General features: G+C 48.6%; 11 protein-coding genes. 5 read left to right on the top strand and 6 right to left on the bottom strand.

Annotated elements, in window-relative coordinates; translation table 11 throughout:
• Positions 1-132 precede the first annotated feature (132 nt).
• On the bottom strand, positions 133-1,320 hold the full coding sequence (locus NYE33_RS14515) for a replication protein (RefSeq protein WP_341066288.1): 1,188 nt from the start codon (positions 1,318-1,320) through the stop codon (positions 133-135).
• A 142-nt stretch (positions 1,321-1,462) separates the two neighbouring features.
• The gene (locus NYE33_RS14510) at positions 1,463-1,810 is read right to left on the bottom strand and encodes a hypothetical protein (RefSeq protein WP_341066286.1); all 348 of its coding nucleotides are present in this window, start codon (positions 1,808-1,810) and stop codon (positions 1,463-1,465) included.
• 254 nt (positions 1,811-2,064) lie between these two features.
• Here NYE33_RS14510 and NYE33_RS14505 point away from each other — a divergent pair, with 254 nt between their 5' ends.
• The gene (locus tag NYE33_RS14505) at positions 2,065-2,532 is read left to right on the top strand and encodes a helix-turn-helix domain-containing protein (protein WP_341066284.1); all 468 of its coding nucleotides are present in this window, start codon (positions 2,065-2,067) and stop codon (positions 2,530-2,532) included.
• A gap of 17 nt (positions 2,533-2,549) precedes the next feature.
• Positions 2,550-2,978, top strand: coding sequence for an ImmA/IrrE family metallo-endopeptidase (locus tag NYE33_RS14500; protein WP_171720090.1), 429 nt, complete (start codon positions 2,550-2,552; stop codon positions 2,976-2,978).
• Between the two features lie 243 nt (positions 2,979-3,221).
• Here the strand turns inward: NYE33_RS14500 and NYE33_RS14495 are convergent, their stop codons facing one another.
• The gene (locus tag NYE33_RS14495) at positions 3,222-3,437 is read right to left on the bottom strand and encodes a helix-turn-helix domain-containing protein (RefSeq protein ID WP_341066282.1); all 216 of its coding nucleotides are present in this window, start codon (positions 3,435-3,437) and stop codon (positions 3,222-3,224) included.
• Positions 3,438-3,799: 362 nt separating this feature from the next.
• Between NYE33_RS14495 and NYE33_RS14490 the strand changes: the two genes are divergently transcribed.
• Positions 3,800-4,093, top strand: a complete 294-nt coding sequence (locus NYE33_RS14490) for a hypothetical protein (RefSeq protein ID WP_341066280.1) — start codon at positions 3,800-3,802, stop codon at positions 4,091-4,093.
• Positions 4,094-4,536: 443 nt separating this feature from the next.
• Here NYE33_RS14490 and NYE33_RS14485 read toward each other — a convergent pair whose 3' ends face one another.
• A complete protein-coding gene (locus NYE33_RS14485; RefSeq protein WP_341066279.1) occupies positions 4,537-4,662 on the bottom strand; it encodes a hypothetical protein in 126 nt (41 codons plus the stop codon).
• Positions 4,663-4,754: 92 nt separating this feature from the next.
• Here NYE33_RS14485 and NYE33_RS14480 point away from each other — a divergent pair, with 92 nt between their 5' ends.
• Together NYE33_RS14480 and NYE33_RS14475 are read left to right on the top strand one after the other, a co-directional pair.
• A complete protein-coding gene (locus NYE33_RS14480; protein ID WP_341066277.1) occupies positions 4,755-5,072 on the top strand; it encodes a hypothetical protein in 318 nt (105 codons plus the stop codon).
• 53 nt (positions 5,073-5,125) lie between these two features.
• Positions 5,126-5,725 (top strand): hypothetical protein, encoded by a 600-nt coding sequence (locus tag NYE33_RS14475; protein ID WP_341066276.1) that lies wholly within the window; start codon positions 5,126-5,128, stop codon positions 5,723-5,725.
• Positions 5,726-5,735: 10 nt separating this feature from the next.
• Here the strand turns inward: NYE33_RS14475 and NYE33_RS14470 are convergent, their stop codons facing one another.
• Complete coding sequence (locus tag NYE33_RS14470; protein ID WP_341066274.1) at positions 5,736-7,790, bottom strand: S-layer homology domain-containing protein; 2,055 nt, start codon at positions 7,788-7,790, stop codon at positions 5,736-5,738.
• A 261-nt stretch (positions 7,791-8,051) separates the two neighbouring features.
• Positions 8,052-14,042: an S-layer homology domain-containing protein gene (locus NYE33_RS14465; protein ID WP_341066272.1), complete on the bottom strand. Its 5,991-nt coding sequence runs from the start codon at positions 14,040-14,042 to the stop codon at positions 8,052-8,054.
• Positions 14,043-14,097 lie beyond the last annotated feature (55 nt).

The raw sequence follows: 14,097 nt of genomic DNA, 5'->3' as shown, positions 1-14,097 counted from the left end.
TTTCTTCACTGACCTGTAATCCTACGCAAACCCACAAAAGAGTACGTATGTTCGGTTTTAAGTGCATAATGTCTCCTCTCGGAAGCCTTATCTACTTCCAAGTTAGATTCATAAATAACTTTTACTAATTCTTCATCTGTGGCTCACTACTGCTCGCTTTAAATCTTTGGACTCCTTAATCTCTTGTGCCTTACGCATCATTTCAGCCATTTCAACTGGAGTAGGAATATATCCACTGCCATTGTCCACAAGAATAGGGATCTTCGGCTTTCTGCTACTGCCTCTTTGATACTGAGTTTTGTTATAGTTTCTTGGTGTTACTGTTGCTTTAGAAGCATCGCTATGCTTCCTAGATTCTCTTTTATCCATGCCCCCCCGTTTACGGTAGCCTCTCAGAATGCCCCGTACGTAGGCTAGATTCCTTTTCTCCGGTCCGAGACGATAAGCCTCTCTCATCGCATAGTGGAACCACTCGCCCCCATAATCCTCAAACAAAGTTTGTAAATCCTCTTCCTCGAAAGGAGTAATTTCTTTCCCTGCAGTAAAGTTATTTTCATAATCTAGAATAATGCTTTGAAATGAATATTCTCCGTTTTTAGACACACCAATGTCTGCTCTAGTTCTAGTTGTTCTTTTAATTCTTTTAAGATTAGTTTTAATACTAGTTTTAGAAACGATGGAACTCTTGATATGACTAGGATATCTACGGATGACTGTTCCCTTTTTGGGTACTGGCGAATTCCTCTTTTGGGAACTAGTAGTAGCATTCCCTTTCTGAACACCGACATCTTTATCAGGAGCAGAATCGCTATTTTTGGTGGAACCAGAGCCCTCTTCAGGTAACCCAGTTTCCTTTTCCGTAACTCGATCACTTATATGGGAACTCACTTCCACATTAGAGGTCTGAATACCCTTTTCAGGAAGTAATGGTTTTAGTAAATTTGATGAAGGTCTAGCTAGATTAAGATTGATCAACTCATTGAGTCTCTTGGCAGAATTGGAGATAGGTTGAATTGTCCACTGATCATAATGCTTATTGAATTGAAAAATGTTCAAAAGTTCATCCCAAATAATCACATTCTCCGCGACTAAACCTTCAAGTACCACCCGAATATGATTCTTACGAATACCAGCCTCTTCAAAACTTTTTAATTCTGGAATAATTGCCGATGATTTTCCACATCCCCAGCTCAACGTCAGGATAAAATCAATGACATCACGCTGTCGCTTAGAAAACTTCCGACGGATCAGCTCTCGGTGTATTTCATGGGATATTCTGATGTGACCATCAGTTGGTTGAGGATTAACACGGGAATTCACCGAATCACCTCCTGTTTTTTTCATTTTTTTAATCTCTACATACTGAGAGAACTCATATGTCGGTGGAAATCGGACAAACAACTTTTGTGAAGGAATTCACCTTGAAATCAATCTTGAAAGAAAACGAATGCAAACCTATGTACTATTCTCCAAAAAGTCCACGTTTCTTTAATTCCTGACCATATCCTCCTTCAAAAAGCCGTTTGAGTATGGACGATATACACTGGTTTGTGATCGCTTCAAGACGGTCAAGTTGCTGTTGATAGACGGGCATATCATATACACCCAACTTATTTTTTAGTTCCTGGATCTGTTCTTGCTTCAAATACATACTTTCAAGTCGCATAAACTCCATTTCATAATGCTTCTGGATGATCTGCTGATCATTTTTTTTGATTTCTGAAAATAAAGACCGCCGCTCTTCCCTAATGGCTTCCATCTCTTGAGACTTTAACACCATCCGCTGAGCAATACGTAATAGCCTCCCCATTCTTCTTCTGCTCCTGTCTATCATAGAATTCCTATATCTTGCAGATGCCGCTCGATCCATACTCACTGCTTGGATTAGAAGGATCATATCCGATTCAGAATAAATCTCATATTTACCATCTTATGTATTTAATGCGACTCAAAAACAATATACCAACTTTGTAACACGCTTGCAACAGTAAATTTCACGTTTGATACAAAATTTCGTTTCAACCTTGAGACACTTTCTGTTACACTATGGTGGGGTGATACAATATGAACTTAAAAGAGTTCGGAATCTACTTTGCTAAATTAAGAGAGCAGAGCGGCTACAAGAGTCAAAGAGAACTGGCATTGAAATCTGGTATTAGTCACTCCACGGTAAATCGAATAGAATCAGGCAAGCATAAGGTGACACCTGAGAATCTGAAAGCATTAGCCCCTTATTTGAAAGATGTGGATAGTGATGAATTGATGAGAGCTGTAGGATATTTAAGCGAGGCAGAACCTGCGATAGAGTCTGAACCGAAGTATTACGTTCTCTCCAAAAAAGATGAAAAAGACATTGGTAAAGATTTTGATCGTCTGTTGGCTGATCTCGAATCCAATAAGGCCTTGGCATTTAATGGGGAGCCGATGGATGAGGAAACCAAGCGTTTATTTGCGATTTCACTTGAAAATTCCTTGCGTTTAGCTAGAGAATTATCTAAACAAAAATTCACACCAAATAAATTCAGGAATTAATCAGGAAAGGGAGCAGCATGATCAAAACTACAGTAGGCAGACTGATCAAGAAGTACAGGACTAATGACCCTTTTGAGATTGCATCCCAGAAGAACGTACTGGTTCTTTTTGAATTGTTGGGTGATATGTTGGGCTATTATAATTCCAGTCGCAGAGTACAAATGATACATATTAATAGCACTGCCTCTCAGCAAGATCAGCGTTTTACTTGTGCTCATGAATTAGGACATGTCATTTTACATCCCAACGTAAATACACCTTTTCTCCGAAGACATACTTTTTATTCTGTGGATCGTATTGAACGGGAAGCGAACCAATTCGCTGTAGAATTGTTGATGCCAGATGAGTTACTCTATGAGTCCAAGCACGAGGATTTCACGGTGCAAGAGGCTGGATTGATCTATGGGGTTCCTCCTGGGCTCGAGGAATTAAAAAAACTAAACTGAATTATATATACCGAATTTCTAACAATCTGCTTCTTTGTGAATCGCATTCTCAGACACGTCCGAACAACCATTACGGGATGAAATCGAACAAATAAAACAGGTTCCTCCCATAGAAGAATAGTTCCATGAGCTAGGTATTAGAATCTAAATGCTTTACTATCTCTGATCCCTCCATCCACATGGCAGGTGGTTTTTTATTTCCAGCGTTTCCCGCTAAAGCCTAATATAAAAAGAGCCGTCCAGTTAATCCTGTGACGGCTCTTCAACATGCTCTAATATTTCTCCTACGTTAACTCCTAGAAACGTGCACAGCTTGTCTAGAGTGTCTAGATCGACGCGCTTGGAAGTATCATGATAAAGTCCTGACACAGTATTTATAGCCAGTCCTGTACCACGGACCACGTCTCTAACTTTCAAGCGCTGCCGTCCTAGTATCTCACTCAAGTTATTTTTTATCATTCACAAACCTCCTCGAATAAACATAAACTAAGTAATACAAAATATCAACAAGCCAATATTTTATATTGACTTATATATTATCAAGTGATACTTTTATATCAGGATATTGATATATATTACATCTGGAAAGGAGATGGTAACAAGAAAGATTGGGTAACGTCTTTACAGCAATTATTCAATTCCATTACCTCAATATTGCTGCTAATAGACAAAAAGAAGGAACCAAACAAACGCTGCCCCCTGGCAAAACGTAAATAGGTTCCCGGAAAGTAAGAGTATCAGCCCTTGCTCTCCATCCAATCATAACATAAACGTTTTAGTCGATACAACAAGCTGGCGAGCATACGCAGGAGGAAACTAGTGTGCGTAAAACAGTTGAAAGAGCAGTTGTTCTCAGTAATATACGAGATGAAGCCGGTCGAGTGATGAGAAGTTTTTTAGACGGAAAAATTCTTCGAAATTCTTTGTCAGGGGCAATTAATTCGCTTTTTATGCTAGAAATCCAGTTTTCAGATATCATAAAAGAAAAACATGAACTAGGTCAAATCAATTATGTCATTAAAACTCAGATTGAGAACGGAGAAAATCTATGTTCATCGTTAAAATATGTAAGATCAATTTTTTTAGAGACAAATGTGTTCGGTGAACTACATTAAGGTGTAGCCACGCTCCTCATAAGAAAGAGTAACCTGGGTGTTGAATGTTGTTAACAGGAGACTTCATAATAAAGCATGCCCAAACACAATGCAATGCTTAAACATCCATGCTCCGCACTGCTGGATACAATCAGGCAAAGGCCTTTATTCAATCTGATCGTATCCGCAGAAGACATTGAATTGGTAAGGACGTCAGTGGGCTAGTAGTTGGTACTTTTGAAGGTAGTCCATATCGAATTGGAGCACTAAAAGAATTGCCGGAAGAAGAATTTGAGATGTAAACGAAAAAGCCCCGCTGACCAGTATTTCTACCGGCGGGGCTTTTCCGTTGCCATAATGATTACATCTGGAGCATTGTTGAAAGCAGTCTAACTAATGGATAACCCGTTCTTATTTCCCTTGATGTTTAGGTTTAATTTATTCCCAGCACATTTCTGCCTGAACTACCACCAGCCCTCAACCAGCATGACCTTATCTCGGTTAAACGATTTGAGCACCTTGGTAGACAGGCTGTCCGGATTGGCAATGCAGAACGTATTCGCCGGGATTAGCTTACTTGCTGTATCCATAACATTCGCTACCGAAGATATAATTGAGCATTATACTACAACATTCTGAATGAGATATGATACATTATTAGAGATGCGCTGTACGAAATTCAATGACAATGGAGAATAGAATGAGAAATTTCACGAATGATACCGCCCACAAAATATTAGCCAATGAAATTAGCGTAGAAACATTATTACAACAGTATCCGGAGTATCAGGCAGAGGTACTGCAAGAACTAAGTATACTGAAAAGCACTAAGAATTCTAATCTAATTCCTGCCATTCTTGATAAATATACGGCAAGTGCAAAGATGGCCAATCATAAAATTTCCAAAAGCGGCTTCAATGAAAAAACAGTTAATGCCTTTCTGCCTAATGTGATTAAGGCCCGGTTTGCCATTCATCTGCTGGAGCAGCTAAAAATATAACAGCTTCTTCAAAAACTCCTGCCGGAAATGTAAAGTTCAACCTCTGGGACGGCATGATCTTACAAAAGCTTTTATTCAAAAAGGGGCTTGAACGAAAGCCGGTTTCTTTGGGCCTATTCAGGCTGTGTTGGCGGATTCTCCTAAATAAAAAGATATTAATGCCCCTCGTCAATAAAAAAGGCATCTATTGTTTCTATTCAAAACCTTTAATTAACGAACTCTCAAGCTTGATAGGCGATAAAAAATGTCTTGAAATAGCTGCAGGCGACGGTACGTTAACCAGGTTTTTGAACGAAAAAAATATCAACTGCACAGCAACAGACGACTATAGCTGGAAGCACTATATCGATTACCCCGGCTTCGTGGAACAGGCAGATGCCAAAACTGCCCTTCATAAATACAGCCCAGAAGTAGTACTCTGCTCTTGGCCGGTCCCTAAAAACCCGTATGAAAAACATGTATTTAAAACGGATTTGGTTGACTTATATATCGTTCTTGGCACAAAGGATCCTGCGGTGACTGGAGATTTCGACGCTTATTACAGCGCGGATAAGTTCACAATGGAGCTTAGCGAGCGATTGTCCTCCCTACTGTTACCCCCCTCGTCTGAAAATGCTGTTTATATTTTCAGGCGGAAATCTGTTTCCTCCTAGGATTGAAGTTTCATATTGACCCTCCCGGAATGATCTTCTGCAGCCTAACCAGGATCGCCGCTGCCTGCTCACGCACCAGAACCTGCTTCGGCTCGAAGCGGCCGCCGCTGCCGGTCATAACTCCGTATTCATTGACGGCTTGAATCGCCTGGCGGCTGGCCGGAGTCAGGCTTGTAACATCAGCTAAGCCCATACGTTCAGGACTACCGTACGTGGTCAGCTGTGCAGCTTGGACAACCATGACCGCCGCTTCCTCCCGCGTAATGCCGCGATCAGGCTCAAACTTGCCCGATGTGGGGCTAACGATGCCGAGTTCAACGGCCTTGGCAACCGTACCGCTATACCATTTGCCTGCCGGTACATCGGTAAATCCGGAAGCAGTCTTGGAATCCGGGAACTCATGCAGCAGCCGCAGCAGCAGGGTAAGAAATTCAGCCCGGGTCAGCTTTTGCTTCGGTGCAAGCACATTCTCGCTGGCACTCACCCCCTGGATATATCCGCTGCTCAGCGCCTTAGCGAGATCATCCCGTGCCCAGGCAGCGACTTTACCGGCATCCTTAAAGCTGGCCAGTTCGGGTGAAGTAATATGCAGCGCAAACGTACGCTTGGCTAACGCCGGAGCGCCATCTTTCCGGTACTTTGTAATCTGCACAGGATAGACGCCAGGCTTCATTCCGGCAAAGGATACCTTTCCGGCGCTGTCGGCGACTACGCTGGTCCCCTGAAGAGTTACCGTCACCCCAAAGGCCGGAAGGCCGCCTAGATGACTGTTGGATTTAGTGATTCGCAGCGAAAACGGTGTATGGGCAGTAGCGAAACTTCCGCTCTGCTGGCCATACTGGTCCTTCCACTCCACCGTAATCTGGTCTAATAGCTCCGTGTCATCGGCATAGTACACCAGCAATTGGTCGCCGTCACCGACCGTCAGCCTGGATGAAATGTTCTCAGGATACAGCCAGGCGCTTCCCCCGCTGTAAACGGCCATTTTCCATTCTCCGCGTCCGTTGTACCGTCCGTTCTGAATCCCTTCAATAGCTGTGAAGGCCGGCTTGGCGGCATCTGCATTCAGCTTATAAGCAAGACCCTTCGACTGTAAAAAAGCGGCGGCTGTCTTCACCGCATCACCGCCCGTTATCCGTCCGCCGGCAAGCGTACCGCCGGGGCCTTCAATCTGGATCACTGCCCGCTCAGGTCCGGTATGATGCAGTCCGCTGAACAGAAGTCCTGCCTGTTCCGCCAAAAGCTTGTATGAGGTCAGGGCAAGATAGCCGTTCACCGTGGCTGAACGGTCATTTGTGCCGCCCGCCATTTGCGCAAAGCCGCCGCCCGGGAGCTTCGCAGACAGCAAATGGTCCAGCAGCGATGCGCCGCCTTCTCTCTCAAAGTCTGCCGCATCCATTCCCAGGGAGGATAGAGCAATAATGACTTGCGCCGTGGTCTCAGTCTTGCCATCCAACCCGCCGTCCGGCTGCTGCTTGTCCCTCAGCCACTGCACAGCCTTCTCTACAGGCTGCTCCGTTAGTTCCGTTCCCGCTACCGAAGCCAGCGCCGTGAGCACCCGGGCTGTTGACACCGGATCTCCATTACTCCGGCCGGCCATGGACCAGTTGCCGTCCGCCAGCTGCATGCCGAGCAGCTGATAGAGGATCATATCGGGATAACGGTTCGTCCGCTCATAAGTATTGAAGGTGGAGTTATTCGTAGTAATATAAGCGGCGGCTACGACGGCTGCCCCTTCTGAATCAAGACCGGCATGGTTCATGAGCAGCGGATACAAATCAATGCCGGCGATGTTGTTGATATTCCCGCCCGCAGCACTATAAGCCAGCGCGGTCTGAATCAGATCGGACGCCTTGGCGAACTTGCCCCGCTGCTCCAGAATCCGGTCTGCGGTCCTCTCCAAATATCCCTTGGGCAGATTGCGCCCGTTCTTGAAAAAGCCCACGGCTGCTTCGTCCGGAAACGGCTGTTCAGCCAGCAGAACATGCTCTGCCTCATTCAGTACCTCCTGCATTTCCGCTGTGAAATGCACCGTCGCCTTTGGTCCTGCAGACGGTTCCGCCATTATTACCCTTCCATCCATCAATAATAGCAACATACATAATGCGATAAGTGCAGTCTTCCGGATCAACCCGTTCATTGGTGCTGCTCTCATATCTATTCCCCTCCAGTGCGGTTTGCTAATTCTATAAGGTTAGACGCAGATGGTTGGGATTTTGTTCCTTAACAGGCGGTTTTGGTATACATAATACCAACCAGTAATAAAGGCTGCTTCATGTCATCCCAGATGACATGGAGCAGCCTCTCTTCGAACGTGATTTTCAGCCTAAATCAATCCCATTACTCTTGCCACAAGCACCGCTGCTTCCGCCCGCGTAGCCTGTGACTTCGGAGCAAAATCGCCTGAGCTCCGGCCTTCGATGAAGCCCGCTTCAGAGATGAGATTCACCGCCTCTAAGGCAAAAGCGGAGATTTGCGGTGCGTCGCTGAACTTGACGGCTTCATAATTCTTCGGCAGTTCTTCTCCCGCCGCTTTCAGGACACGGACGGTAATGACCGCCATTTCTTCCCGGGTAATGCTGCGGTCCGCACCGAAGGTACCGTCCCCGTATCCCGTAACAATTCCCAAGACCTCCGCTGATGCAACCGCATCCGCGTACCACTGGCCGGATCTCACATCCTGGAAGGAGGAGCTTTGACCTGCCTGCACTAATTCAAAGGCTTCCATCATCATCTTCAGGAACTCGGCGCGGGATACCGCGCGCCCCGGAGCATAACTATTATTCCCGGTCCCCTGCACAATTTCGCGGGCCGACAAGGCAGTAACGCCATCCTCCGCCCATGAATAAGCATCCATGTCTTTATAAGAGGATGGAACCGAGAGCACCGCATACTTGCTGAAGTGCCTGGCGCCGAAGATAAGTCTTCCGGCTGTTCTGTCATATGTGGAATTCCGGATCACCTCCTGGCCTCCGTCATCACGCAGGGATGCAGCGACCAGTCCATATACGGATTCATCCGCTTGCGGCGAATAGGGAATCATTACCTTCACAACGCCACCGTTGGCGAAGATGTTCACGCTCTGTCCGTTAACGGAAAGTCCGAGCTCATATACCGGCTTGTTCTTGAGCAGACCAGACAGCGATGCCTGCCATTCGGACCGGTCTGCCTGCCCGACCGACACGGTCAGCTTATCTGTTTTCATCAGGTTACCGGCCGCATCCAGCGGAATTAACAATGACGCTAAACCAGACTCAACCGACAGAAACCTGATTCCTTCCCGCTGTGACTTGAGCCAGGCACTGGCTGGAAGCTCCAGCACAAGGGAAGATAACCCTGCGTTCGTCTGCACCTGAATATGCAGGGTGTCCTCCTTATTCTGGATCGCCTGCTTGAGGACTTCCTCCAGGCTCTCTTCACTTAGTGTGATTAGCGCTGCTCCCTGATGTACGGCAGGAACAACCTGAATACGGCTGCCATGTACGCTTATTACTGTCTGGACCGGGGCCGGAATGGCGGTCCCTCCTGTATTCCCGCCGTCAACCGGTGAAGCCAGTGGCGGTGATTGATCCTCCTCCTTCAGAGTCTTCACCGTATAATCATTACTTGAAGCCTTGTTACCCGCTTCATCTAAGGCGGTCACCCGGAACGTATAGGACGTATCCGGCAATAACCGGGTGAAGCCATACTCATAGGTATCCCCTGTTACCGTACCATGTACTTCTCCGTTCAGGAGGACCTCATATCCGGCCAACCGCACATTATCAGCCGGGGCATTCCAGCCCAGCTTCAGGGAGTTCGCAGTAATGGAGGAAGCCGTTAATCCGGTCGGTGATGCCGGAAGTACCGGCGGCGTTGGCGAATCTTCATCCATTACAGCCACATTGGCGACTGCCGGCACATCGGTGCCGTAGACCGCACCGGTTACCGTGAAGCTTCCCACGGAGCTGTATTGAACCGGATCAATATCCTGCCATAGTACAGACAAGGATCTGACCGTCTTATTGCTATACACTGCCTCTACTACTGACGGCAGCACCGGAGCTGTTCCCACTGCTGTTGTTACTTCCACCTTGTTCAGACTGACAATGACCGGTTGGACCACTAATTGCTCCATGGCTGTCAGCAAGCCGGTGGCTGCTGCGTCGATAGCGGATTGGGCCGCATCCGCAGCCAGGTCCAGCGCGGCAGCTTTTGCCGTATCCAGAACTACAAGACTCTCTTCCGTATAGAGGTCACGTTGCACACCTTCGGCCTGCTCTCTCAGATACTCCAGCAGTGTCCGGTCAGCTGTCTTCTGATAGAATTCCAGCTCAGCCACATTGGCGTTCCCGCTTGGGGAATAATAACGCAGATAGCGGTAAGCTGTATCGCCGCTAATGGCAGCCGTATGCCATTCAGCGGTGGTGATACCGCTTATGGTGTATAGATCCGTGTAGTGCTCTCCATCTGCAGAGCCCTGAAGAATCGCTCCATTGACCCTTCCGAGATGGGCCTGGGTGCTTCTCGGATAGAATTTGAAGCTGGACAACGCCTTGTCGTTGCCCGCTCCCAGATCGGCAACAACCCAGCCCGGATTAACCTTGGTATCGGTATACGTAGCCTTGTCGCCGTCGAAGGCCTTCCAGCCGTTGGCAGCTTCGGATAATTTCCCGTCCCACGAGATATGGGACGCCTTCACCATCGGTTCGGTAACTGCTATTCTCTCCGCTGGCAGCTCCGTGACCGTAACCAGCAGCCGCTCCGCCTGGAACAGCTCATTAAGCAAGGCCAGCATATCTGCGCCTTGATCTCCGGCAGCTTGCACAATCCGGTCCGCCTCTTGCTTGTACTGATAGTAGCTTAGCCGGGTGTATCCTTCAGGCCCTTTCACCTTCGACTCAAGGACTGCGGCTGGAATACTATATTCGCCGTATATTTCTACTTCAGCTACATTGCCGCTCCATGAAGCTGGGTTCACTATTCTTAAATACCGGTAAGGCTTGCTGTCCTTCATTTGTTCTTCATTAATATAGGTCCACGATTGGTCAGCCGCCCCAGACACAGCCGGGGTGAGATTACTCCAATTCAGCTCATCATTGGAGCCTTGAATGATCAGGCCGTTCATTCGGCTGGCATAACCTGTTCTCGGCAGCAGAATGACGCCGCTGAGCCTGATTGACGCATCTGGCCCGAAGTCCAGCGTATAATAAGCCCCGTTGCCGCTGGCCAAGTCTCCATAGGTTGCAGTGTTGCCGTCAAACAGCAGATAGCCGACCTTGTCTGCGGGCAGACCATTACTGCCGTATTGGGCACTTGAAGCCGTCACACGGGCCAGCTTCGTGACATCCACATAATTGGACTTGTTTACATAGTAGAGCACTGAATGATCTGTAGTGAACAGGGCAGGCGCGGCCGGCAATCCGCCTGCGGTTGTATAGTTAATAGAGAATTTGATCTTGCCCGCCGGCATAGCACTGTCCATAATTACAGAAGCCGTCCAATTGATCCGGTCTGTGGTGTGAACGGAGGCTTGCCGGCCCTGTAGGGTAACCTCTACACCCTCAATAGGTTCAGCAGATTGGAAGGACAGGTCCACCCTGCTGCCGGTTTCTACCCTGTTCTGAGTACTCTGCGGGGAGCTGAGCGTTACAGACTTCAGCTTGTTATGGGTCTCATGCCGCAGGCCATAGATGCGAAGCTCGGACAATTCGAACATCGTGCTTGACGGCTCGATCATCTGAAGCTTCAGGAAACGGAACTGGCCTTCCTGCTGCGCTTCACCGACCTCCAGAGTCTGCATTGCATCCGATACCGTAGTTACTCCCGGAGTGAGCCGGGTCCAGGACTCCTTGTCATTCGAGCCATATACTGCAGCCCCGCCAATCCGCTCAGGGAATCCGGTTCTGACCTGAAGCGCGAAGGCCGTGGCGGATACCTTGAAGTTCACCCCGAAATCCAGAATATAGCTGAGACTGTCGGCCAGATAATAACCGGCAAAGCTGTCCGGCGCGTTATCGATCAGATTACCAATCTCTGTACCGAAAGTGGAAGAAGCTACCGTATCGAAATAACGCATGCTTCCGTCTTTCATCAGGGGTGTCAATTCCTTCAGACCTTGGGCGGCGAGATTCAGCCCGGCCAGCTTCCGGTACATCTCTTCATCGGATGCGCTTGGCAGCGCATTCGTCACATCGTCAATCATGGCCATATATTCCGCCAGTGTCGTGGAGATGTAGCTGGTTTCCGGATTGTACCTGCCGGCAGCAGCCGTTGCCGCCTCCTGCCGGTTCCTGCCTACAGTAACGGTTACAGCTTTGGCTGTTACGGCAACTCCATCGTCCGCGCTTAAGATCAGGGAATATACCCCCGGCTGCTCCGGCATCCAGGAGAACTCACCCGTGCTCTCATTGAATACAGCCCCTTCAGGTTTAGGGTCCAGCTGATAGGTCACAGTATCGCCTGCGGCTGCATCTTTGGCAGACAGATCAACCTGGAGTGCAGCTTCAGAGCCCGTATAGGCATATGCATTCATATCTGCCGGTCCGGAAGTGAAGACCGGCGGGGTCAATCCGGCTGCCGGCGCCAGCAGCAGATGATCGATGTCGACCAGTGTTCCGGGACCCGTAACCTTGAAATAGATCAAATCGCCCAATCCATGATATTGATCCATGGTCAGCGTTATATATTTCCACTGGCCCTTCGTATCCGGCAGTACGAGCTCTGATTCCGTCCATCCGTTAACTTCCAGCCTCGCTGTTCCATTGGTCCGGATGCGGAGAGCAACTGTCTTCAGGCTTGTGCTTGAAGCGACCACAGAAACCCGGCTGCCTGCTTCTGTAGCCTTAACCCGCACGTAGGAAATGTCTCCTTCTTGCCGGGTCACCGCATTGGAATCCAAGCTGGTAGCCCGCTGCTCGATTTCTGTCCAATCTGCGCTGGGCGAGACTTCGGGCAAGGTGGATGCCCCTTCGGAAGCCGCTTCCTTCGGGATGAACAGCCAGTAGTCCGCCCCGCCATCGGGTGATTCCCAGTGATACGGCGTCCGCTTATTGAACATTTCGGCATAGTATGGAGCTTCCTTCTCTATATCCAGCCCCATGCTGTATTTATAGTAATAATACTGGCCGTATACATTGCCGCCGATCCGCCCCCGGTATGCACCGGACAGCACTTTATAAATCACCGGATTTCCTTCCGCGTCGTAGCGGGCCACAACGGGAGTCCAGGGTGTGTCATAACCCAGCATATATTGGGCGAAGTAATCCGCCGCCTTCAGAATCCGGTTGCCCAGGAAGGCGTAAGCGGTTACAGCATTATCCGCAGTGGACAGCGTTCCATCCGCCGGATCAACCTTCGTGCCCTGGGCATCCAGTAACCGTCCCAGAATCTCCACATTGGTAAGATCTCCAGCGCCGTGAGCCTGGTCCCGGCCCATCTCCACATGCTGAACTCTCGGCGTCTCCAGCTGTTCACCGGTTACGGCGTCTTCCGTCACCAGCCGGAACAGCTGCCGGATCGCACCGTTCTGGCCCTGATCCACGGCAGTCTTATTAACCGTAAACCATTCAACGCCTTCCTTGTACCGGTCCATATTGTCTGTGAAGATATAACCGGACATCGCCCCGAGCAGCGGATACAAATGCTGGTTCATGAAATAGTTATTGCCGTGCAGAAAGGTCTCCGTCATCGGCACAATCAGATTGGACGTGAATTTGGCGGTATCCGCTTCCGTCCAGCTAAGCGCCCCGTTCCGGGCAACGGTGTACCGGAGAATCTCCGCCGCGGTCACCATCCGGTTCAGCGGAATGCCCATATGGATATGAGAGTCCGTAAAATACGTATACTGAGCCGGGTCCATCTGCTCCCAGATGCGGATAATAGCCATCGCATTGGCCCGGTAAACTTCATCTCCGGTAATGTAATACATGAGAGCTTGCGTATACGCACTTAACCCGTCTGTAACGAATGCTCCCTTGCTGTTCACGGCGACGCTTTTTGGCTTGGACGGATCTGCCGCGCTGGCCAGGTTTGATGTAACGGTTCTGGAAGCATACGACGACTTCGTCATGGCCGCGTAATACGAAGCCCAGGGCTCCTGCCCCGCGATCACCTGCTCGCGCATATTTTCCAGAACAGACTTGGTCACTCCCACCCCGGGATGGGTAAACCCGCCTCTGACCGTCTCATGAATAATAACCAGATCCGTGGGTTCAGGAATACTGGCCTCCGCCTTAGCCATAGGCAGGGCAATATCTCCAATCAGGGTTACAGCTAACAGGATGCTTGAGATCATAATGACAAGCGCTTTCGATAACAGGGATTTCCGGATGCTCATATCCAACCTCCTTGTAAATGAATAACTTTGTGTTCTACAATCCATTTCCTCGCGG

Source organism: Paenibacillus sp. FSL R10-2199 (assembly GCF_038000235.1).
Taxonomy (GTDB): Bacteria; Bacillota; Bacilli; order Paenibacillales; family Paenibacillaceae; genus Paenibacillus_AQ; species Paenibacillus_AQ phytohabitans.
The sequence above is the reverse complement of the archived record's forward strand: the minus strand, read 5'-3'. Positions and strand labels throughout refer to the sequence as shown.

Excerpts from the sequence above, each read along its gene's own strand:
- NYE33_RS14495 (WP_341066282.1), bottom strand. The coding sequence starts at position 3,437 with ATGATAAAAAATAACTTGAGTGAGATACTAGGACGGCAGCGCTTGAAA.
- NYE33_RS14465 (WP_341066272.1), bottom strand. The coding sequence starts at position 14,042 with ATGAGCATCCGGAAATCCCTGTTATCGAAAGCGCTTGTCATTATGATC.
- NYE33_RS14500 (WP_171720090.1), top strand. The coding sequence starts at position 2,550 with ATGATCAAAACTACAGTAGGCAGACTGATCAAGAAGTACAGGACTAAT.
- NYE33_RS14480 (WP_341066277.1), top strand. The coding sequence starts at position 4,755 with ATGACAATGGAGAATAGAATGAGAAATTTCACGAATGATACCGCCCAC.
- NYE33_RS14485 (WP_341066279.1), bottom strand. The coding sequence starts at position 4,662 with ATGGATACAGCAAGTAAGCTAATCCCGGCGAATACGTTCTGCATTGCC.
- NYE33_RS14505 (WP_341066284.1), top strand. The coding sequence starts at position 2,065 with ATGAACTTAAAAGAGTTCGGAATCTACTTTGCTAAATTAAGAGAGCAG.
- NYE33_RS14475 (WP_341066276.1), top strand. The coding sequence starts at position 5,126 with ATGATCTTACAAAAGCTTTTATTCAAAAAGGGGCTTGAACGAAAGCCG.
- NYE33_RS14470 (WP_341066274.1), bottom strand. The coding sequence starts at position 7,790 with ATGGCGGAACCGTCTGCAGGACCAAAGGCGACGGTGCATTTCACAGCG.
- NYE33_RS14510 (WP_341066286.1), bottom strand. The coding sequence starts at position 1,810 with ATGGGGAGGCTATTACGTATTGCTCAGCGGATGGTGTTAAAGTCTCAA.